Genomic DNA, 20258 nt, shown 5'->3' on the forward strand with positions numbered 1-20258 from the left:
TTACAGGGCACCATAAAGCAAGCCGACTAATGCCTTCAAATATTAAAAACTTATTTTTATATTTCCATTTATGCAGACCCCTCCCGATAGCCCGGGTGCCAGCCGAGCAGCCGCCGTTCCAGGACGCGAGCAGCCCAGTCCGCGGCCTTACCGAGCAGCGCGTAGAGCAGGATCGACAGGATCACCACGTCGGTCTGCATGAACTCGCGGGCGTTCATCGCCAGATAGCCGATGCCGGCGTTGGCCGCGATGGTCTCCGCCACGATCAAGGTCATCCACATGATGCCCAGCGCATAGCGTAGGCCGACCAGAATGGCCGGCAGGGCGCTCGGGAACAGGATACGGCGGAACGTGTCGAACCCCCCTAAGCCGTAGACCCGTCCGATCTCGAGCAGCCGGGGATCGACGCTACGCAGGCCCAGCAGGGTGTTGACGTAGACCGGAAAGAACACCCCCAGCACCACCAGCAGGACCTTGGTTTCCTCGCCGATGCCGAACCACAGAATCAAGAGCGGCACCAGGGCCAGATGAGGGATGTTGCGCAGCATCTGCACCGAAGTGTCCAGCAGCCGCTCGGCCCGGCGGCTCCAGCCGGTGGCGAGTCCCAGCAGGAAGCCGAGGCTGCCGCCGATGGCGAAGCCGGTGAAGGCGCGGGCCGAACTGGCGGCGACGTGCTGGAACAGCTCGCCGGAGCGGACGAGGGAAACCGCCGCCAGCACCACTTCCTCCGGCGAGGGGAAAAGCTTGCCGTCCAGCCGCCCCGAACGCGAGGCGATCTCCCAAGCGGCCAGCAGCGCCAGGGGCAACAGCCAGGGCTCGAGGTTTGCGGCGATCCGGCGCAGGCCGGCTACGGTCAATGCGCCTCCACCGCCAGCGTGCCCGTGTCGCCGACCGGACTCAGGTGGAAAACCGGGCGGGCCTGGACTCTCGTCTCCACCTTTTCCACCGGCAGCAGGGGGAACAGCAGTTCCGCGACCCGGTAGGCTTCCTCCAGATGCGGGTAGCCGGACAGCACGAAGGTCTCGACACCTAGCTCGGCATATTCCTGCAAGCGCTCGGCGACCGTGGCGGGATCGCCGACCAGGGCGGTGCCGGCTCCGCCGCGCACCAGGCCCACCCCGGCCCAGAGATTGGGGCTGACTTCCAGATGCTGGCGCGAGCCGCCGTGCAGCTGAGCCATGCGCCGCTGCCCTTCGGAATCGGAACGGGCGAAGGCGCGCTGGGCGGCGGCGATAGTCGCATCGTCGAGATGGCGGATCAGCGTATCGGCGGCCTGCCAGGCCTCGGCTTCGGTTTCCCGCACGATGACGTGTACCCGCAGGCCGAAGCGGACCGTGCGCCCCAGCGCGGCGGCGCGTTCCCGCACGTCGGCGATCTTGCGGGCGACATCCGCCGGCGGCTCGCCCCAGCTCAGGTACAGGTCGACGTGTTCGGCGGCAAGGCCGTGCGCGGCCGGGGACGAGCCGCCGAAATACAGCGGCGGGTGCGGGGTCTGGGCGGGCGGGAAGGCGAGCTTCGCGTTTTCGACCCGGATATGTTTGCCCGTGTAGGTGACCGTCTCTCCCGCCATGAGGCCCTTCCACACGCTCAGGAATTCCCGGGCCAAGTCGTAGCGCTCGTCATGGGACAGGAACAGCCCGTCGCCGGCCAGCTCCACCGGATCGCCGCCGGCCACCACGTTGACCAGCAAACGCCCGTTCGACAGCCGGTCCAGGCTGGCAGCCATGCGCGCGGCGACGGTGGGCGCGGTCAGGCCGGGCCGGAGCGCGACCAGGAAGCGCAGCCGCTCGGTGACCGGAATCAGGGAGGAGGCCACGATCCACGGGTCTTCGCAGGTGAGGCCGGTGGGAATCAGCACGCCGCCGTAGCCCAGGCTGTCCGCCGCCTGGGCGACCTGGCGCAGATAGGGGTAGTCGACTTCGCGCGCGCCCTGCGCCGTGCCGAGGTAGCGGCCTTCGCCGTGGGTGGGTAGGAACCAGAAAACGTTCATGGCTGAATCTCCGTTGCCGATAATGCGAGCGATACCTGGACGGGCTTGGGCAGGAGTCCCAGCGCGTGCAGCGTATCGGCGATGTTCTGTTGCGAGCTTGCGAGTTCGGCGTCGACCGGATGCAGGCCGTAGGCCCGGCGCTCGAGGGCTTTCTTCAGGACCGGGACGCCGATGCCGAGCTGGCGGTCCAGCAGTTCCGCCGCTTCCGCGGTATGGGTCCTCGCCCATTCGTCGGTCCGGGCGATTTCCTCCAGCACGGTTTTCGCCAGTTCCGGATGCTGGCGGATGAAATCCTTGCGCGAGGTGTAGATTTCGTGGTTCTGCACCAGCTTTTGCCCGTCGGCGAGTATCCGCGCGCCGGCCGTCTCCTGAGCCACGGCCAGATGGAAGTCCCAGATCGCCCAGGCGTCCACCGCACCGTTGGCGAAGGCGGCGCGGGCGTCGGCGGGGGCGAGGTAGACCGGCTGGATGTCCTTCCAGCCCAGGCCGGCGGAAGCCAGCGCCCTGATCAGCAAGTAGTGCGCGTTGGAACCCCGCGCGACTGCGACCTTGCGGCCCTTGAGGCTGGCGACTCCGGCGATGCCGGAATCCTTGGCGACCAGGATGGCTTCGCCTTCGGGCGAGGCCGATTCGTAGCCCAGATAGACCAGGTCAGAGCCTTTGGCGGCCAGGGCGAACACCGGCGGCGTCTCCCCCGAGGCAGCGAAGTCCAGGTGGGCGGCATTCAGGGCTTCCAGCATGGGCGGACCGAAGGCGAACTCGGCCCAATCGACCGTCACGCCGGCTGCTTTGAGCTTGCGGTCCAGTTCGCCACGGGCCTTCACCAGGATCAGCGTGCCGTATTTCTGGTAGCCGATCCGGATCGAGGCCGGCGCGGCGTTCCCGGTCTCGCCGCTCTTGGCGGGCAAGCTGTAAGCGGCATAGAGGACGAACGCCAGGGCGAACAGGCTGGCGAGGCTGGCATGGGCTTTATTCATAGTCTTATCCCCCGATCCGGGGCGTAGGATGTGCCGACGTGAGGAGGCGCATCGGTCGCGACCGATGGGCTTCGTACCTCAGCCCATTTTACGAAATCCAATTTCTTCATGGTCTTATCCCCCGACCGACGGATGAATCCACTCGTCGCCGGCCCCGGCCAGGGCGTCGAGGTTGAGGAGATGGCCGAGCTTCTGCGACTTGGTGCGGAGATAAACGAGGTTCTCCGGGTGCGGCGCCGGCTCCAGCGGCACCCGCTCGACGATCTTCAGGCGGTAGCCGGCCAGCTCGGTGAACTTCGCCGGGTTGTTGCTCATCAGCCGCAGGGTGGTCACGCCCAGGTCGGTGAGAATCTGCGCCCCCACGTCGTAGCTGCGGGCGTCCACCGGCAGGCCTAAGTCCAGATTGGCCTCCACCGTGTCCCGGCCGCGGTCCTGCAGCTGGTAGGCCTTCAGCTTGTGGGCCAGCCCGATGCCCCGGCCCTCATGGCCGCGCAGATACACCAGGACCCCGTTGCCCGCCTGCTCGATCGCCTCCAGCGCCATCTTCAGCTGGTTGCCGCAGTCGCAGCGCAACGAACCCAGGATGTCCCCGGTCAGGCATTCCGAATGCACCCGCACCAGCACGTTCTCCCGCCCGTACACCCAGCCCTTGACCAGGGCCAGATGTTCGGAGCCGTCCACCACCGAGCGGTAGACGTGGGCGGTGAAGGTTCCGTACGGCGTCGGCAATCTCGCCTCCGCCACGTGCTCCACCAGCCGCTCGGTGCGGCGCCGGTAAGCGATCAGATCGGCGATGCGGATCACCGGCAGCCAGTGGCGGCGGGCGAAGGCCACCAACTCCGGCCCCCGCACCATGCGGCCGTCGTCGTTCACGATCTCGCACAAGGCCCCCGCCGGCGCCAGCCCCGCCAAGCGGGCCAGGTCCACCGCCGCCTCGGTATGGCCCGGCCGCTCCAGCACCCCGTTCGGTTTCGCCTTGAGCGGGAACACATGGCCCGGCCGGGCGAACGCCGCCGGTCCCGCCTCGGGATCGGCCAGGGCCCGGATGGTCGCGCTGCGGTCGGCGGCCGAGATCCCGGTGCTGGTGCCCTGGGCCAGGTCCACCGACACCGTGAAGGCCGTGCGGAACGGATCGGAGTTGTTCCCCACCATCGGCGGCAGCTGCAGGGCCTCCACCCGCTCCGGCGCCAGCCCCACGCAGACCAGGCCGCTGGTATGGCGGACCAGGAAGGCCATGCGCTCGGGCGTCATCTTCTCCGCCGCCAGGATCAGATCGCCCTCGTTCTCGCGCGAGGCATCGTCCGCCACCACCACGAAACCGCCGTTGCGGATCGCGGTCAGGGCCGTTTCTATCGTGTCGTAGGTCATGGGGATACTCCCGTATCAGGAATAGAAGCTCGGGGTCGGCGGCGTGCCGTTGAGGGTCCATTCCCCCAGATCGCGCAGTTTGTAGTCCGCCGGGTCGTGCAAAGTGTGGGTGCGGAGGTTGCGCCAGTGGCGGTCGAAGCCGGCTTTCGCGACGGTCGCCCGCGCGCCGGTGACTTCGAACAGCCGGTGGGTGACATCGAGCGCCGCCCGCGAGGTATGGACCTTGGCGACGGCCGCTGCCAGCGCGGCATGGGCACGCTCTTCCGGTGTCAGCGCGTTTTCCTTGGCCCAGGCCGCGTCCAGCAGCAGTGCCGCATGATCCGTGGCCAGGGCGGCGGTCTGGAGTTCGACCGTGAACTCGCCGTACTTCTGCAGCACGTAGGGGTCTTTCCGGGGGCTGTCCACGCCGGACAGGAACCAGGCGCGGGACTGGCCCAGGGTATAGGCGCGGGCTTCCGCCAGAGCGCCTTCGCCGATGCCGAGATAGATGTTGGTCAGCACCAGTTGCGCGATCACCGAGCGCAGGGTGGCGTAGACGTTGCCGAGCGGGCCGGGGTTGCGCAGGATCTCGTGCTCATGGACCCGGACCTCGTGGAATTCGACGCTGCCGCTGTCGGTCTGGCGCTGGCCCATGTTGTCCCAGTCGGCGTTGATGCGGATGCCGGCCCGGTCGCCCGGAATCGCCGCGATCAGCAGCGGCCCCGAATCTTCCGCCAGTGCCGACACGATCAGATGATCGGCGTCCATGGCGCCGGAGCAGAAGCTCTTCGTCCCCCGCAGGAGCCAGCCTCCTGTTCCGTCGGCGGCGATGCGGGCGCGGGTGTCCAGAGGATTCAGCGCATTGCCCCAGAACCAGCGGCCCCGCACCGTCTCGGCGTAATAGTGTTCCCACTGGTCGCCGAACAAGCGGAGCGTGGCCAGCAGCAAATGCTGGAAACCGAACAGATGGCCCAGGGCGCTGTCGGCCCGCGACACGAGGCGGACGATGCGCAGGGTGTCGTGCCAGTTCAGCCCGTGGCCGCCGTAGGCGCGTGGAACGATGAGGTTGAGCAGGCCGCTTTCCCGCAGCCGGTCGCGCTGGGCCTTGGCCGTGCCGCCGGCCTTGTCGCGTTCGACGGCAGTGCCGGCGAACTCCGCCGCCAGCGCCTCCGCCGTGTCGAACAGCCGCCGCACCGTTTCCCTGTCCTGCATGGGCGCCCCCACCTCAGGCCGCGGCCTTGCCGGCGCTTCCGGCTTCCAGCGCGCGCACCCGAGGCAGGACTTTTTGGCCGAAATATTCGATCTCCTCGTGGTAATGGAGGAAACCGCTCAGCACCAGGTCGACGCCGACAGCCTTGAGTTCCAGGATGCGTGCGGCGATCTGTTCCGGAGTGCCGATGAGGTTGGTCTTGAAGCCGTCGTTGTACTGCACCAGGTCGTCGAGGCTGGACTTGGCCCAGTTGCCCTCGCCTTCGGGGGAGGCCTTGCCGGCCTCGCGTACCTCGTGGCCGAAGGCCCGGACCGCCTCCGGGTCGGCCTTGTCGATGATCTCGGCCAGCACCGCCTTGGCTTCGGCCTCCGTGTCGCGGGCGATCACGAAGGCGTTGACGCCGATCTTCACCGTGCGTCCCTCTTGGGCCGCCTTGGCCCGGATGTCGTCGACCTGCGCCTTGATGCCTTCGACGGTATTGCCGTTGGTGAAGTACCAGTCCGACACCCGCGCCGCCATGTCTCGCGCCGCCCGCGAACTGCCGCCCTGGAAGATTTCCGGGTGCGGCTGGTGCAGGGGTTTGGGCTTCAGCGAATAGTCGTGGAAGCGGTAGAAATCGCCGAGGAAGGTGAACCGGTCCTGGGTCCAGATGCCCTTGAGCGCCCGGATGAACTCCTCCGAGCGCCGGTAGCGTTCGTCGTGTTCCAGCCAGGGCTCGCCGATGGCGGTGAATTCGGTCCTGAACCAGCCGCTGACGACGTTGACGGCGATGCGGCCGCCGGTCAGGTGGTCGATGGTGGCGACCTGTTTGGCGAGCAGGGCTGGATGCCAGGGTCCCGGCAGGACGGCGGCGATCACCCGCAGGCGTTCGGTCGCGGCCAGCAACGCGTGGGTGAAGGACACCGACTCGTGCTGGTACTCGGCGCCGTAGCCGGCGGTGAAGCGGATCTGGCTGAGGGCGTATTCGAAGCCGTTGCGCTCGGCCAGTTGCGCCAGCTTGCGGTTGTAATCGATGTCCCAGCTCGTGCGCTGCTCGATCTTGCTGATGACCAGGCCACCGCTGACGTTGGGGACCCAGTAGGCGAATTTGACGGGTTGAACGGAATGGCTCATATCGGTTGTCCTCATGCGGCGTTGCTGATGGAAACATTCAATGGCGCGCCATTGAGCGTGACCGCGCCCTCCACCTCGACCGGCCGGGTCAGGGTGTCGAGCACCGGGCAGTGCCCTTCCACGACCGCCACCAGCTTCCGGATCGTTTCGGGGTCTGCGGAGCTCTCGATGACGGTTTCGAAAACGATCTTCTGGTAGCCCGCCGGCACCGAATCGCTCAGGCCGAAAAGCCCTTGCAGATCGAGGTAGCCCTTCGCCGAGACTTCGACGGCCTCCAGCGGGATGCCCATGACCGCGGCGTAGGCGGCATAGACGATCTCCTGGCAGGTGCCGAGCGCCGCCAGCAGCAGTTCGACGGGGTTGGCGGCGGTGTCGCCGCCACCCAGTTCGGCCGGCTCATCGACGATCAGCGGCGGAAAATCGCGTACTTCGGCGGAGCAGCGCACCCCGTCGAGCCATCGCGTCTTCGCCCTGAACACCAGGCGCGCACTGGCCGGATTTTTTTGCAAGCCGGCGATGGCGTTTCCCAATGCCGCTTTCAGGGTTTCCTGTGACATTTCGGCCTCCGGGTTATTCGCCGCCCGCCTCGAACAGTTCGAGCGGCAGCCCGACCAGGGTCTTGCCGATCCATTCGCGGGCGATGTTGTTGGACGGTCCCATGCCGATGCCGGCGCGGGCGTCGCGGAAGATGCGCTCCAGCGGGCCGCGCTTGTAGCCGTAGCCGCCGCTGACGTCGAGGGCGTTGCGCGCCGAGATGTTGGCGACCTCGGCCGCGTGCACCTTGAATTCGGTGAGCGGGATGAGAATCTGCCCCTGCGGCTGGCCGGCGGCCTGCAAGTCGTCGAGGCGCCTTGCCAGTTCGGTCTGCCAGGGCCGGAGGCTCTCCACCAGCACCTTCGACTCGCCCAGTTGCTGGCGCAGCACCTGGTAATCCGACAGCTTCTTGTCGAAATCGCGGTGATGGGTGCCGGTGAGATGTTCGGAGGCTTTCTCCAGGGCGGCCCGTGCCACGCCGTGCCAGACCGAGCCGAGTCCGATCAGATAGACCGGCGAAACGCCGTGGTAGACGATGTCCTTGCCCTGGCCTTCCTCGCCCAGGCGGTCGCGTGCGTGGATTTTGACGTCGCGGTAGCTGATCGGGCCGCTGTGGTTGCCGCGCACGCCCAGCGCTTCCCAGCCGCCGTGGGAAATGCCATCCAGCTTGGAGTCGACGATGAAAAAGCTGATGTCGGTCGGCCCCTTGGCGCCGGGGGAGCGGGTCTGGAACAGGTAGTAATCCGCCTGGCCCGCGCTGGTGGTGAAGGATTTTTCGGCGTTGAGGCGGTAATACTCGGCGCCGTCCCGCGCGGCTTCGCTGAAGTTGAACCACCAGTGGCCGCCGGAGGCTTTCTCGCTGGTCGAGTAGGTGCCGAGCAGGCCGTCCCGTGCCGGTTTCAGCCAACGTTCCTTCTGGTCGTGGTTTCCGAACAGGTTGATGGTCTGCACCGCGCCGGTGTGCATGACGTAGACCAGGCCGGTGGAGGCGCAAGCCCGGCCGATTTCTTCGGCGACGATGGAGAAAGCCACGTGGTCCAGCCCCAGGCCGCCGTATTCCTTGGGGATCAGGACGCCGTTCCAGCCGGCTTTGCCCAGGGCGTTGAGGTTTTCGCGGGGGAAAATGCCGTCGCGGTCGATCTTCTCGGCGTTGGGCCGGATGACCTCGTCGACCAGGCTGCGGATTTCGCTGCGGATTTTGTCGTAGTCGTGTGCTGACATGGTTTTCTCTCAGGCGGCTTGGGTGGCAGGAAGGGTTTGATTGAGGGCGATGCCGACGGCCTGGCGGGCGGCGGCTTCGATGCGCTCCAGGAGCACCGGGTCGGCGAAGCGCTGTCCGTCGAACAATTGCTCGGCGGCATAGACGCCGGACGGCACGGTGAATGCACCGAAGAAGCCGAACAGCGGCCGCAGCTGGTGTTCGACGATCAGTGCGTGCTTGTCGCCGCCGCCGGTGGCGCCGAGGATGACCGGCTTTTCGTTCAGGGCCTTGGGGTCGAGCAGATCGAACAGATGCTTGAACAGCCCGGTGTAGGCCCCCTTGTAGACGGGGGTGACGGCGATGAGGATGTCGGCTGCCGCAATGGAGTTCAGCGCCGCCTTGCCGACGCTACCCAGTTCGTTGGGATTGCGGGCGGGGCCCACCACCGGGGCGAGTTCCGCCAGTTGCAGTATCTCGGCCTCGGTCGCGGCATGGCGGCGGATCGCCTCCACGATCTGTCCGGCCAGCGCCAGGGTCTTGGAAGGCGAGCCCAGATTGCCGGATACGACCACGGTTTTTAACGTACTCATGAAATACCTGTCGGGTGATGGAACGGTAGATGTCAGAAGCTGAAATTGGCGCCGGCGCCAATGGCCCACTCGCTGGCGGTGACCTGATAGTTGCCCAGCGCCAGCGTGGAGCGGCTGGTGTTTTCGCTGAAGGCATAGGCACCGAAACCGTCGAGCCGGAAATGCGGGGTGAAGGCATAGCCCAGTCCCACGGTCAGGGTGTTCTGCCAGATGACCGGCGCCAGCGTGGTCTGCACGACCTTGGTCAGGTCGTTCTGCGCCAGGACGCCGGGTACGGCGGTGTTCAGCGGCAGGGTGCCGACGCCGTCCAGGCCGCCCAGCGAGCCGTTGGGACTGTTCAAGAGCAGCGAGGAGGCATAGCTGTAGCCCGCCCGGAACTGCCAGGCGTCCAGCGTGTACTGTCCGCCCAGCATGGTCAGGAACTGGTCCTGATAGATGTCCTGGTAAAGCGCGGCGTTGGACCAGTTCTTCCAGGCCACGTCGACTTCGAGCAGGAGGTTCGGAACGATGTCGGTGGCGACGCCCCAGGTGACTTCGAGCGGCTGCGCCACCTTCACCGACTGATACTGGTCGTAGCCGTTGACGGTGGTCGACAGGATGCTGTGGTAGTCGTATTGCAACGGGCTCTTGATCGAGGCGCTTAGGGTCCATTCCGGCGCGACCTTGTAGGTGGCCCCGAGCGCGCCGCGCAGCGAGATGTTGTGCACGCTGGAGGTGGTGCCGCCGAAATTGCCGGAGAGCCCCTGCAGGCCGGTGGTGCTGCCGGTAGTGCCGAGCTGGCCCAAGCCGAAGCCCAGGGTCAGCGCCGCGCCGAGGGACAGATCCGGAGTGACTTCCCAGGCCGCGCCGAGATTGCCGCTGAAGGACAGCAACTCCACCACCAGAGGCAGCGTGGCCGCCCCGCCGGCACCGGCGCCGCCCAATCCCAGCCCTGCGCCGGCATTGACCGGACTGGTCCGGTAGTCCGCGCCCAGACCGGAATCCACGCCGATGCCGCCCGCCAGCACGAATCCCGGCAGCACCTCGCCGCTCACCGCCACGTCCGGTATCACGTAGTTGCGGGCGGCGCTGGTCGAGGTATGGCTGTAACCGTTATTTGTCTGGGTATTGTCGACGTTCGGTTCCAGCAAGCCGGCACCGATCTCGAAATGGACGCTCTTGAACCGGGTCAGGGTGGCGGGGTTGCCGAACAGGGCCGCCGAGACTTCCTGCGGGTTGGTATAGGCCGCGCCCGCCATGCCGCCGGCGATCGGCTTCATGCTCAGGTTGAGGTCGGTGCCGGTATTCAGCGCGTAGGCCGAGGTCGAAACCAGCGCGTTGGCCGCCAGCAGATAGATTCCGGGCGCCCCTGTGAGCCGTTTTGTCGTGTGCATGCTGTTTTCCCCTTGCTTGAGTAGTCCTGATTCGGATGCGCCGGCTTTCCCGCCGATTCGCGGAAACGGCCGGCGCACAGATCGCTTGCAGGGGATATCGCAGCGTTCGTGCCACTGTCTAACTCATTGATAAATATTAACCCGTGTGGTTCTTTGATGGACGTGGCTGCCGCTGCAACGGCAACGGTGCGTTCGGGTTGCCGCTGTGGCGGCAGATGTCGCCGGGACTTCGAGAGCCCGGCTGAAACGGAAGTTGGCGTCGCACCGCCGTATTTGGGACACTGTTATTTGTGAATAAAAATATTCGTTTTTAGTCTTTTAAGGAATTTAAGAATTCGGATACATTGCCCTCCCAACAGCCGAGCCGACCGGTCCGCCGGAAGCCAGCGCGTTCTAGCGAACCGCTGGCTTTTTTGTCGGCTTTTTCCGGGTCTAGCCCTTATCTGCAAAGGAAAAACAAGCATGCGAGAGCGCATATCATCTTCGGCGTGGCGATTGATCGGGTTCGCGGCGGGCCTGCTGGCGTCGGTACCGGTCCTGGCGACGGACGGCCACGTGCTGCACGGGGTGGGTTCGGTCAACCAGGCCATGGGCGGCGCCGGCATCGCGACCTCCATCGACGCTATCGGCTCGAACTACAACAACGTCTCTTCGATTTCGTTCCTGGAGAAGGATTCGGTCGAATTCGGCGCGGAATTGTTCATTCCCGACCGCAGCTTTTCGGCTTCGACGCCGTTCGCATCGGGCAGGGTCGACAGCAGCACGCGGGAAGCGGTGATCCCCAGCGTCGGCTTGGCCTACAAGATCGACCAGGACTGGACCTTCGGCTTCACCGCGCTGGGGATTGGCGGCTTCGGGGTGGATTACCCGGCGAACCTGCCCAATGCCAGCGGCAACTTCAACCCGCTTGCGGTGCCGCAGCAATTCGGCGGGTTCGGTTCGATCTATTCCAACTACCAGCTGATGCAGATCACGCCTTCGATCGCCTACCGGCTCAACCGGGATTTTTCTGTAGGTGTCGGTTTCAATCTGGACTGGGCTTCGCTCGCCGTGGACCCCTGGCCGGCCACGCCGCCCAATGCCTCGGGCTATCCCAGCGGCTCGCACGCAGCGACGAGCTGGGGTCAGGGATTCACCGTCGGCGCAACCTACCAGGCGCTGTCGAATCTGGCACTGGGCTTGAGTTTCAAGAGCCCGCAGTGGTTCAGCGATTTCGGCTGGAATTCCCAGTATCCGAACGGCACGCCGGCCAAATTCCAGTTCCAGCTCGATTACCCGATGATCGTCGGTGGCGGCTTGAGCTACAAACCGGTCGAGGACCTGATCCTCGCCGCCGACTTGAAGTGGATCAATTACAGCGGGACCAACGGCTTCGAGAAGAAGAATTTTGCGGCTTCGGCGTCCGGCCCCTACGTCCAGGGCTTCGGCTGGGAGAACATCTGGACGGTCGCGCTCGGGGCGCAATACAGGATCACGCCCCGGTTCACCCTGCGGGCAGGGTACAACTACAGCGACAATCCCATTCCTTCGGACCAGCAGTTCTTCAACGTCTTCGCGCCGGCCATCGTTCAACATCACCTGACGCTGGGTGGGGGCTTCAATTTCACGCCCGCCCTGGAGTTGAACCTCGCCTATTACCACGCCTTCCAGAATGACGTCTCCGGATCTTTCATCAGCAGCGGCGGACCCGGCTATCCGGCGATGAACCAGCCGATTCCGGGCACCAGTGTCACCAACCGGCTGGCCGAGAATTCGGTATCGGCCCAGGTGGTCTACCGGTTCGATTAGTTTGCGGCACTCCTCCTCGACTCTCGGTGGCGGGTTTCACCTCGGGTGAACGCCACCGATTCTTTTTTTGAGGTCCGAAGTCACGACATCTCCGAAGCTCATATCCTGGGCTTTCGGCGGTTGGGATTTAGGAAGCGAATCTTCCCGGCTCGCCCTCGTCACATGCTGCGGCGCCGGTTGCGGCGCGCTAGAATGATCCGGTATGTGCCCGTGAGCCTGTTCAGTCGGCGGGCCGCGCTTGCCGGGCGGTAGACGGCGGAATGGAGCCGCCGGCGCCCCCTGGCCGTATCGTGTTCAAGCAGTCCGCGCCCCGGCGGATTTTCCAAAAATATAGAGCGGCTTTGAGTATCTCATGATCCCCGCCCGCGGCGAGTGCCTCTTCCTGCCCCTGGGCGGAACCGGCGAAATCGGCATGAACCTGACGCTGTACGGCCATGACGGCGCCTGGATCGCGGTGGACATGGGCATCACCTTCGGCGGCGACGATTTCCCGGACCATGCCGTGATGATGCCCGACCCGGCGTTCATCGCGGCCCGCCGCGAACGTCTCGCAGGCATCGTCCTGACCCACGGCCATGAAGACCACGTGGGTGCCCTGCCCTACCTCTGGAAACGGCTGCGCTGTCCGGTCTATGCGACTCCCTTCACTGCGGCGTTGGCGCGAACCAAGCTCGCGCGCGCCGGAATCGACGACGCGCCGCTCGTCGAAGTCTCCCCCGGAGAACGGTTCCGGATCGGACCGTTCGCGGTCGAATACATCGTCATGACGCATTCCATCCCGGAACCCAATACGCTGCTGATCGGCACACCCGTCGGCGCCGTCCTGCATACCGGCGACTGGAAACTGGACGACCGCCCCGTGGTGGGACGCGGCTACGACCACTCCCGGCTTTCCGCCCTTCGGCGCGAACCGTTGTTGGCAATGGTCTGCGATTCCACCAACGCCATGGTCCCCGGCCGCACCGGCTTCGAGGGCGACTTGTACGAACCGCTGCTGGCGTTGGGAGCGGAGGCGGCGGGACGCATCGTCGTGACGGCCTTCGCCAGCAACATCGCGCGCCTCGTCACCCTGGCGCGGGTCGCCCGGACCTTGGGCCGGCGCTTCGGCGTGGCAGGCCCGGCGATGGAACACATGGTGGCCGTCGCCCGCGCTACCGGCCACTGGCCGGACGATCTGCCCGAACTCGTGGAAGCCCGCCACATCGGGCATCTGCCCCGCAGCGAGGTCTTCGCTGCCTGCACCGGCAGCCAGGGCGAACCCCGGTCGGCATTGGCACGGCTCGCCCAGGACCTGCATCGCGACCTGTTGCTGGACGCCGGCGATACCGTCGTCTTCTCGTCACGGGTGATACCCGGCAACGAGCGCGCGGTTGCACGGATTCATCAGCGCCTGCGTGAAACCGGTGTCCACCTGGTGACCGACGCCGAGGCGATGGTGCATGTATCCGGCCATCCCGCCCAAGAAGACCTGCGCCGGCTCTATGAGTGGGTCCAGCCGCCGGCGGTGATTCCGGTGCACGGGACGCCGAGGCATCTCGCCGCCAATGCGGAACTAGCGGCCGCCTGCCACGTTCCGCACGCCTGCGTCGTCCAAAACGGCGACATCTGCCGCTTGAGCCGGGCGGGCATACAGAAACTCGACGAGATCGAAACCGGGCGGCTCTTTGTCCAGCCCGACGGCCGGCTGGCTCCGGTGCCCAAGGATATCCTGCGGGAGATGCGCACAAAGGTGCACTGATCGGCCAGGTGCCGGACGCAGGGGGCGGAGGCGCCGGCGATGAGGCTGGAAGGCTTTGCATGACCGCGGACCTGGTTGCGTTGGATCAGGAACGTCACGGACGCCGTCCCTGTCGTCAAGGACTGCGGCGTGTACCTCCCTGCCGCCGTATGCCAGGCGCCCTATGTTCCCGGGCTCGACCAGCGTTCCGACCGGAAGACTCTGGCGATCGCCGCGGCGCGGGCCTCCTGCAACTCCTCCGCGCCCGGGGAGCCGTGGGTCTGCTCGACACCGGCGCAGGCACTCAAAGCGGTGCGCAGCAGAGCAGCCTTGGGATATTCTCCGGCGGCATGTCCTCGGTAGGCGCGGTAGTCGCAGGCGCAGAGCATCAGCAGTTGGCCGAAGCGATCCGGACGGTCGAACGCCCCGACCCGCTCCAGCATTGCGGCGATGGGCCCCGCACGCACTTCCGTGACCCGGTGCACCCGCTCGCATTCGCTCAGTGCCAACAACGCGAGTTCACGGCACGCTTCAGGCACGCCGAAACGTTGGCACAGCGCATCGATGCGCGGGCGTCCCCGCTCGACGTGGCGGTAGTGAACCGGCAGGTGCTCGGGCGGTGAGTCCGACTTGCCGACGTGCATCACCAGCGCGGCGAACCGGACCGGCAGCGGCGCGTTGCAGCGGGCCGCTTCGTCCAGGACGCGCAGCAGGTGTTGGCCGATATCGACCTGGGGCGGATCGTCCGCTATCTGCGGGACGCCGAACAGGGCCGCCACCTCCGGCAACACCCGCCCCAACGCGCCACAGCCGGAAAGCGCGACCAACATGTTCGAAGGTCTTTGCCCCATCAGGCCACGGGCCAGCTCACGCCATGCTGCGGCTGAAAGTTCATCGTCAATCCGGCCGGCCGGCATCCGCTCGAACATGAGATCCAGCGTGGCGTCGTCCGGCGGCCCGTCCGAGCCCGCCGACAATGCCGCCAGCCGCAGGACGCCGAGTAGCGGATCGGTTTCCACGAGATCCGCGGGCAGGAAAGTATTTTCGGAAGCCATAGCGGGTGGGTGTGTATCGCCAATGGCGTCAGCGTGAAGCCAAGACCGGCGGGCGTCAACCGAAAAAGGCTCCGGTTCGGTAAACTCACTGCAACTTCGTGGACAATTCCACCACCGCCGGCTCAGAGGGGGACTCAAAGTGGATACAGATCTTGCAAATCCGGCTCGAACCGTCCCTTACGCGAAGACGGCCCTCGCAGTGCTTCTGGCCGTCCTGGACGGACTGACGCCGGTCTTCTCCGGCGTTCCGGCACGAAACGATCCCCCGGCGGGGCTTCCTCGAGTGCCGCCGGCTTTGTCACTCCCGGAGGTCGTCAAAGGCGCGGTTGGTCCCTTCCCCGCCCATTCCGACGGCTACGGCAATCCCGGCGCCAGCGGCCTGGGGTATATCGCATTGATCACTCTGCACACCGGCCAGACACGAAGAGAACTGGCCATAACCGGACAAACCGGGGAAGGTCTGGACGGAACCTTGGCTTTCGATCGCGCGGAAGCGAACGGGGCTTACCTGGGACAAATCAACCTCATCGTGGCCTCGTCCTTCGTCGGCGTCAATGGAGCCATCTGGGGATATGACGTTGCCAAGGCAGCGGAGATCGGCGAACGCAAACTGTTCGAGATTGGGGAGTCCAAGACGGGCGGCACCCCTGTCTACCCCGCCGATCCGCTTCTGGACGCGGCAGCGCGTCTCCTGGGCACCCGCGATGCCCCGCGTTTTCCTTTGCTCCCCGGTGCTCAGGTCATCGCCGCCCACAAGGAGATCACGGCACCGGGCCCGGCAACGGTCTGGTGCGGCGTCGCCATAGCCATCGCCGCGCATCGCGCTACCGACGCAAGCGCGATCATGGAGCTGTGCGGCAAACATCGAGGCCGATCCGGCCGAAACCCGCCAGGGGAACACTACTTTCGCCTGATACGCCGGAATCTCGCAAAGAGCGTGCTGCGCGTCGGAGCGAATCAGGGCGTGAGGTACCGGGAAATTTTCGTGGTGGTGAAACATGAGTTCGTCCCCCCGGGCTCCATCGGTCACGCCATGGCCACAGCTCCTTACATCGTTCTCGCGAACAACGCGGTTCCGCCTGGAGGCCCCGAAAAACTCCTGGAAATGGGCATTTACGATTGGGAGCGGACGGTTCAAGAGCGCCCGTGAACGGAGCGTCCAGAGGCCGGTTTTCACCGGCCGGCCGCCACCCTTGAAGCTCGGAAACCCGCTGGCGGCTCACCGGCGGCTTCCTTGCCGTACATTCACGACGTCAACCCTCATGTTCGAAGGGCATAGGCACCACGAGGACAGCGTCGGTCACCGCGGCGATCCCGGTCCCGGCGACGTGCAGAGGATGCCCCATGAACGCGGTGATGCCGAAGTTTCGGTCCGTACCGTCCGCTCTGGACACCACCGGCTTCGACAAGCCGGAATTTCCGATCGAGCCGGACCTTCTCCTGATCGCCATACGGGCGACATCATCCCGTAAATCTTTCCCTACACACTGAAGCCCGCCACGTTCGGACCAGACCAAAAACGGGCTACGGCGTGACACCCCCCCTGGTTCACGCCGGCGTGGCAATCTTGCCGGGATGGGCGGGAATTTCCAGAGTCCCGCAGTGGCTTCGTGCGACTGCGGGCTTCTTTTGGCGGTTCTGGATTCCTACTGCTGTGGCTGCGCTTGCTGCTGTTGCATCTGCTTTGCGCGTAACGCTCCGCCCAGCAACATCGCGGCTCCCCGTCGCTTCTCCGTCTGCTGGATATTTTCCTGGACGTCATCGTATGCCCGTGCCCGCTGACCATGGACCTGCGACCCCGTCAGCTGACGCTGATAAGTCTTTTCCGCCGAATATTGTTGACGGCTTTGCTGGTTCGCATTCCGGTTCTGTTGCGCAGACTCCTGCATGCCTTGGAGGTTCTGCTGTCGGGATTGCTGCATCTGCTCCGCGCTCTGCTGGCGTTCCTGTTGCGCCGCCCGTGAGGACTGCTGCACTGCACCCCCAAACCCCCGAGCGTGAACCACAATGCCAAACAGCACGCCGGCCAAACCCAAAATCGCGCCCGAATATCTGTGATTCATGATTCCTCCTGCGTCTGTGGATGGCATAGGAAATGGGCTTTTCACCATTGGCGACCGGCCCGCATGGATTCTATCAACAGGTGGCGCGGCCGGGAGCAGCTCCGGGTTCGTCGACCGCCAGACCCCGGAACGTCCGACGTTCTGGACCCGGGGACCTTCGCCCGTTCAAGAACTCGTTTTCCGTTTCGAGCAGGACAGAAGCTCGACGGCAACGCCGGGCCGACACCGGTCACCCGGAGATCACGACATTGGCCAACATGGAAATGGAAGGAGGATGTCGGCCAAAAAGCCCGGAGCGCATCCGTCATGGACGGGCGGCCTCGGCACTTCAGCCCGGTGAAGTCATGGCGTCCCCAGGGGGATTCGAACCCCCGTCGCCGCCGTGAGAGGGATAATCTCGGCTCCATAGCGGTGCATTTCAGTCCATACAAGCTATTGTTTCTATTCACTTCCGTCCATTCGAGTTTATACTGGGACACCGAAATCCACACCGGGATTTTCCCCCAATTTTCCCCCAGCTATGGCTCGACTACCCCGCGATGCCCGACTTGAGACCCGAGAAGCCCGCCTTCGCCTTCCGGCCCCCAAAGACCGTGAACCGTTCTGGAAGCAACTGCAACCCGGCTTGTTCATCGGCTACCGGAAGAACCCGACCGGCGGCGTATGGATGGCCCGCGTATCCGCCCGCAGCGTAGGCCGCATCGATGGCGCGGCGTACATCAAGAAGACGCTCGGCACGGCTGACGACTTCGCCGACTCGAACGGCACCGATGTGCTGTCCTATAAAGAAGCCTTCGCCGCTGCCCTGAACTTCGCGGAGGATCTGAAGGCCCACGACAAGCCAGCCGACAAATACACCGTCGCCGATGCCGTCCAGGACTACATGGAAGGGCACTATGCCCGCGAGGGACGAGCGCCCCGAGAAACACAATACGCCATCGACCGGCATATCCTGCCGAAGCTGGGCAAACTGCTGGTGAAGGACCTCCGCGCCGAGACCATCAACACCTGGCTGATCGGGCTGACCAGGGCGCCAGTGCTTCGCCGCGGTAACGAGACGCCCATCGACCGAAGCGACCACGAAGCCGTGCGGAAGCGGAAGGCATCGGCAAACCGAATCCTGACGATCCTGAAGGCCAGCTTGAATCACGCCTACCGGGCAGGCAAGGCGTCCAGTGACGACGCATGGCGACGCGTCCGCCCTTTCCGTTCCGCCGACGCGCCGAAGATTCGCTATCTATCGGAAGATGAGGCCCGCCGATTGCTAAACGGATGCGAGCCGGATTTCCGGGAACTGGTGCGCGGCGCCCTGGCAACGGGATGCCGGTATGGTGAGCTGATCCAGATGCAGGCGCATGACTTCGACGCGGATGCCGGCGCAGTCTACGTGCGGCGCTCGAAGTCCGGAAAGGCGCGACACGTACCCCTGACCGACGAGGGCCGGGCATGGTTCGAGCAGTGGACCACCGGACGGCCTGGCGATGCACGGATATTCACGCGGGCCGATGGCCTGCCATGGCAGCGGGACCACCAGCACCGGCGCATGAAGGACGCTTGCGGGATCGCCGGCATTCTTCCCGCGATTTCGTTTCACGACCTGAGGCATACCTATGCCAGCTTCCTTGCCACCCGCGGAGTACCGGACCAGGTGATTGCCGAGGCGCTGGGACACGCCGACACCCGGATGACGGTGCGGCACTACGCCCACCTGAAACCCTCTTTCGTCGCTGACCAGCTCCGCGCCAATCTGCCGGCGCTCGAATCGCCTTCAAAGCCGAAAGTTACCCGACTGAGCCGGAGCAGCAAAACGAAAGCTTGAAACAGAATTGCCGCGTCTAGCCTTGGCCGGGCGAAACGGGTTATCTCACCCACCGACGCGGCACCTTTTTGAGATGACCCTATGAGATTATGGGCATGCCTAAATTCACGCCGATCCGCAAGTATTTCACACTTGACGAGCTTGCAATTCACTGGAAATGCGAGGTTGACGACATAAAGCACCTGGTCGAATTAGGGGAACTTAGCCTTGTTCATCGGATCGTGGCAAAGAGCTTTGATTTCGACTTATGGAAAAAACAAGGAAGGCCCCCCTCTATTTCTCGCGTAGCTATAACGGCATGCAAAGACCTCAACGAGTACTATGAAAAGATCGCGGAATATGAGCTGTCCGAGCATGATCCTTACGAATATGAGGCATTTACTTATCTATTGGACGGAGAATCCGTTGATGACGCGATAAACAGGAAGGAAAGCATCATCAAGAGAGAAGGTGGCTTCGATGATGTAGTGTTAATCAACGAAGTCGAGCGCTTTGAAGCGGAGTTTTCTGAACGCTTCACCGGAAAACCTACCGAATGCTTTACCGTAAAGCCTGCTGGAACACAGGCGCCAAATTTGACCGTGGAGGGTGACGGCAGCGGACGGAGACGCCGCATTCAGCGGAACCGGGCCGCCATCGAATCAGCCCGCGCTGAACTGCTGAAGGCGAAGCACCGAGAACCAACGACCGATGAGGTTTTCTTCTTTCTGGAGAACGACCCGAGCGGCACGTTCTTCGACGTCAAGAACGACGCCCTGCTATGGGAAGATTCCAGAGGGAAGACCCATTCTATGACAAGGAAGAGGCTCGAAAAGCTGCTATCTAACATCCGGAACGCCACCTAGACCCGCTATTTCCCTTCTATTTCCCCGCTATCACCCCGCTATCGTGATTTCCGAATAGACGGGAAATAGCGGGGAACCCCTCTTGTACGCTTTCTCCCGAGCCGCATGAAGTTCATGCGGGTTGTTACGAGTCCAGGAGAATGCGCATGCAAGTTGAAGCCCTCCCGCCGATGATGACGATTCCGGAGTTCTGCCGTATTCACCGAATCAGCAAAGCGATGTACTACAAGTTCGCCCCGGAGCAGCGCCCGCGAACCGTTCGAGTCGGGGCAAAGCCTTTGATTTCCGCTGCCGCAGCACAAGAGTGGGCGGCGCGACTGGAAGCTGCCGGAGCCATTACCGCCGGGAGCGAGGCCGCATGATCGCCCACGCCATCCCTCACCACCCGGCCGGCGCGGAGATGATCTGCTGGGTTGACATCGAGCACGATGCTGGCATCATGGGCAGCACGGAGCGTCAGAAACTCCCCAACAGCGTACCCCGCACACGAAAGCCTTGCGGATTTTTTGCGCCTGAAATCCAGGCGTGCCCTCCCCGAGTTCCAAGTCGGGAGGGGGCGGAAATAGCCCTACGGGGTAATACCGCCCGCGGTCTGTTGGCCGTTCTGAACCTCCCGGCACCCTTCACCCGAAGGAT

Annotated in this window: 19 protein-coding genes; 7 read left to right on the forward strand and 12 right to left on the reverse strand. The window is 64.6% G+C overall.

Annotation, left to right across the window (positions count from 1 at the left end; all coding sequences use genetic code 11):
• Positions 1-68 precede the first annotated feature (68 nt).
• The 10 genes from ACSHWJ_RS06225 to ACSHWJ_RS06270 form a co-directional block, all read right to left on the reverse strand.
• The gene (locus ACSHWJ_RS06225) at positions 69-857 is read right to left on the reverse strand and encodes an ABC transporter permease subunit (protein ID WP_282213235.1); all 789 of its coding nucleotides are present in this window, start codon (positions 855-857) and stop codon (positions 69-71) included.
• A complete protein-coding gene (gene ssuD, locus ACSHWJ_RS06230; RefSeq protein WP_282213234.1) occupies positions 854-1990 on the reverse strand; it encodes an FMNH2-dependent alkanesulfonate monooxygenase in 1137 nt (378 codons plus the stop codon). Before ssuD ends, ACSHWJ_RS06225 begins: the two co-directional genes overlap by 4 nt.
• Positions 1987-2967 (reverse strand): aliphatic sulfonate ABC transporter substrate-binding protein, encoded by a 981-nt coding sequence (locus ACSHWJ_RS06235; RefSeq protein ID WP_282213233.1) that lies wholly within the window; start codon positions 2965-2967, stop codon positions 1987-1989. Before ACSHWJ_RS06235 ends, ssuD begins: the two co-directional genes overlap by 4 nt.
• Positions 2968-3081: 114 nt before the next feature.
• Positions 3082-4335: a bifunctional 3,4-dihydroxy-2-butanone-4-phosphate synthase/GTP cyclohydrolase II gene (locus ACSHWJ_RS06240; protein ID WP_266023128.1), complete on the reverse strand. Its 1254-nt coding sequence runs from the start codon at positions 4333-4335 to the stop codon at positions 3082-3084.
• A 15-nt stretch (positions 4336-4350) separates the two neighbouring features.
• On the reverse strand, positions 4351-5526 hold the full coding sequence (locus ACSHWJ_RS06245; protein ID WP_282213232.1) for an acyl-CoA dehydrogenase family protein: 1176 nt from the start codon (positions 5524-5526) through the stop codon (positions 4351-4353).
• A gap of 13 nt (positions 5527-5539) precedes the next feature.
• Complete coding sequence (gene sfnG, locus ACSHWJ_RS06250) at positions 5540-6637, reverse strand: dimethylsulfone monooxygenase SfnG (protein ID WP_282213231.1); 1098 nt, start codon at positions 6635-6637, stop codon at positions 5540-5542.
• A gap of 11 nt (positions 6638-6648) precedes the next feature.
• Complete coding sequence (locus tag ACSHWJ_RS06255) at positions 6649-7194, reverse strand: OsmC family protein (protein ID WP_282213230.1); 546 nt, start codon at positions 7192-7194, stop codon at positions 6649-6651.
• A gap of 13 nt (positions 7195-7207) precedes the next feature.
• Positions 7208-8392, reverse strand: a complete 1185-nt coding sequence (locus tag ACSHWJ_RS06260) for an acyl-CoA dehydrogenase family protein (RefSeq protein WP_266021881.1) — start codon at positions 8390-8392, stop codon at positions 7208-7210.
• Between the two features lie 9 nt (positions 8393-8401).
• The gene (locus ACSHWJ_RS06265; RefSeq protein ID WP_282213229.1) at positions 8402-8962 is read right to left on the reverse strand and encodes an NAD(P)H-dependent oxidoreductase; all 561 of its coding nucleotides are present in this window, start codon (positions 8960-8962) and stop codon (positions 8402-8404) included.
• Between the two features lie 32 nt (positions 8963-8994).
• A complete protein-coding gene (locus ACSHWJ_RS06270; RefSeq protein WP_282213228.1) occupies positions 8995-10335 on the reverse strand; it encodes an OmpP1/FadL family transporter in 1341 nt (446 codons plus the stop codon).
• Positions 10336-10797: 462 nt separating this feature from the next.
• On the opposite strand from ACSHWJ_RS06270, the gene ACSHWJ_RS06275 reads away from it, so the two are divergent.
• A complete protein-coding gene (locus tag ACSHWJ_RS06275) occupies positions 10798-12123 on the forward strand; it encodes an OmpP1/FadL family transporter (protein WP_282213227.1) in 1326 nt (441 codons plus the stop codon).
• Positions 12124-12475: 352 nt separating this feature from the next.
• Positions 12476-13861: a ribonuclease J gene (locus ACSHWJ_RS06280; RefSeq protein ID WP_432539338.1), complete on the forward strand. Its 1386-nt coding sequence runs from the start codon at positions 12476-12478 to the stop codon at positions 13859-13861.
• A gap of 161 nt (positions 13862-14022) precedes the next feature.
• On the opposite strand, the gene ACSHWJ_RS06285 is transcribed toward ACSHWJ_RS06280, so the two are convergent.
• A complete protein-coding gene (locus ACSHWJ_RS06285) occupies positions 14023-14895 on the reverse strand; it encodes a hypothetical protein (protein WP_017365403.1) in 873 nt (290 codons plus the stop codon).
• Positions 14896-15094: 199 nt separating this feature from the next.
• On the opposite strand from ACSHWJ_RS06285, the gene ACSHWJ_RS06290 reads away from it, so the two are divergent.
• The gene (locus tag ACSHWJ_RS06290; protein ID WP_017365404.1) at positions 15095-16045 is read left to right on the forward strand and encodes a histidine decarboxylase, pyruvoyl type; all 951 of its coding nucleotides are present in this window, start codon (positions 15095-15097) and stop codon (positions 16043-16045) included.
• A 194-nt stretch (positions 16046-16239) separates the two neighbouring features.
• Complete coding sequence (locus ACSHWJ_RS06295) at positions 16240-16386, forward strand: hypothetical protein (protein WP_187148233.1); 147 nt, start codon at positions 16240-16242, stop codon at positions 16384-16386.
• Between the two features lie 155 nt (positions 16387-16541).
• Here ACSHWJ_RS06295 and ACSHWJ_RS06300 read toward each other — a convergent pair whose 3' ends face one another.
• Entirely contained in the window at positions 16542-16958 is a 417-nt protein-coding gene (locus ACSHWJ_RS06300; protein ID WP_017365406.1) for a hypothetical protein, read from the reverse strand.
• A gap of 667 nt (positions 16959-17625) precedes the next feature.
• On the opposite strand from ACSHWJ_RS06300, the gene ACSHWJ_RS06305 reads away from it, so the two are divergent.
• The 3 genes from ACSHWJ_RS06305 (at position 17626) to ACSHWJ_RS06315 (ending at position 19984) form a co-directional block, all read left to right on the forward strand.
• Entirely contained in the window at positions 17626-18777 is a 1152-nt protein-coding gene (locus tag ACSHWJ_RS06305; RefSeq protein ID WP_432539337.1) for a tyrosine-type recombinase/integrase, read from the forward strand.
• A 95-nt stretch (positions 18778-18872) separates the two neighbouring features.
• The gene (locus tag ACSHWJ_RS06310; RefSeq protein WP_432539336.1) at positions 18873-19622 is read left to right on the forward strand and encodes a hypothetical protein; all 750 of its coding nucleotides are present in this window, start codon (positions 18873-18875) and stop codon (positions 19620-19622) included.
• Positions 19623-19768: 146 nt separating this feature from the next.
• Complete coding sequence (locus ACSHWJ_RS06315; protein ID WP_432539335.1) at positions 19769-19984, forward strand: hypothetical protein; 216 nt, start codon at positions 19769-19771, stop codon at positions 19982-19984.
• The last annotated feature ends 274 nt before the right edge of the window (positions 19985-20258 follow it).

It is taken from the genome of Methylococcus sp. S1M, assembly GCF_051295855.1.
Lineage (GTDB): Bacteria > Pseudomonadota > Gammaproteobacteria > Methylococcales > Methylococcaceae > Methylococcus > Methylococcus capsulatus.

Excerpts from the sequence above, each read along its gene's own strand:
- ACSHWJ_RS06275 (WP_282213227.1), top strand. The coding sequence starts at position 10,798 with ATGCGAGAGCGCATATCATCTTCGGCGTGGCGATTGATCGGGTTCGCG.
- ACSHWJ_RS06300 (WP_017365406.1), bottom strand. The coding sequence starts at position 16,958 with ATGAATCACAGATATTCGGGCGCGATTTTGGGTTTGGCCGGCGTGCTG.
- ACSHWJ_RS06315 (WP_432539335.1), top strand. The coding sequence starts at position 19,769 with ATGCAAGTTGAAGCCCTCCCGCCGATGATGACGATTCCGGAGTTCTGC.
- ACSHWJ_RS06270 (WP_282213228.1), bottom strand. The coding sequence starts at position 10,335 with ATGCACACGACAAAACGGCTCACAGGGGCGCCCGGAATCTATCTGCTG.
- ACSHWJ_RS06295 (WP_187148233.1), top strand. The coding sequence starts at position 16,240 with ATGAACGCGGTGATGCCGAAGTTTCGGTCCGTACCGTCCGCTCTGGAC.
- ACSHWJ_RS06285 (WP_017365403.1), bottom strand. The coding sequence starts at position 14,895 with ATGGCTTCCGAAAATACTTTCCTGCCCGCGGATCTCGTGGAAACCGAT.
- ACSHWJ_RS06235 (WP_282213233.1), bottom strand. The coding sequence starts at position 2,967 with ATGAATAAAGCCCATGCCAGCCTCGCCAGCCTGTTCGCCCTGGCGTTC.
- ACSHWJ_RS06260 (WP_266021881.1), bottom strand. The coding sequence starts at position 8,392 with ATGTCAGCACACGACTACGACAAAATCCGCAGCGAAATCCGCAGCCTG.
- ACSHWJ_RS06265 (WP_282213229.1), bottom strand. The coding sequence starts at position 8,962 with ATGAGTACGTTAAAAACCGTGGTCGTATCCGGCAATCTGGGCTCGCCT.
- sfnG (WP_282213231.1), bottom strand. The coding sequence starts at position 6,637 with ATGAGCCATTCCGTTCAACCCGTCAAATTCGCCTACTGGGTCCCCAAC.
- ACSHWJ_RS06240 (WP_266023128.1), bottom strand. The coding sequence starts at position 4,335 with ATGACCTACGACACGATAGAAACGGCCCTGACCGCGATCCGCAACGGC.
- ACSHWJ_RS06310 (WP_432539336.1), top strand. The coding sequence starts at position 18,873 with ATGCCTAAATTCACGCCGATCCGCAAGTATTTCACACTTGACGAGCTT.
- ACSHWJ_RS06245 (WP_282213232.1), bottom strand. The coding sequence starts at position 5,526 with ATGCAGGACAGGGAAACGGTGCGGCGGCTGTTCGACACGGCGGAGGCG.
- ACSHWJ_RS06255 (WP_282213230.1), bottom strand. The coding sequence starts at position 7,194 with ATGTCACAGGAAACCCTGAAAGCGGCATTGGGAAACGCCATCGCCGGC.
- ssuD (WP_282213234.1), bottom strand. The coding sequence starts at position 1,990 with ATGAACGTTTTCTGGTTCCTACCCACCCACGGCGAAGGCCGCTACCTC.
- ACSHWJ_RS06305 (WP_432539337.1), top strand. The coding sequence starts at position 17,626 with ATGGCCCGCGTATCCGCCCGCAGCGTAGGCCGCATCGATGGCGCGGCG.
- ACSHWJ_RS06280 (WP_432539338.1), top strand. The coding sequence starts at position 12,476 with ATGATCCCCGCCCGCGGCGAGTGCCTCTTCCTGCCCCTGGGCGGAACC.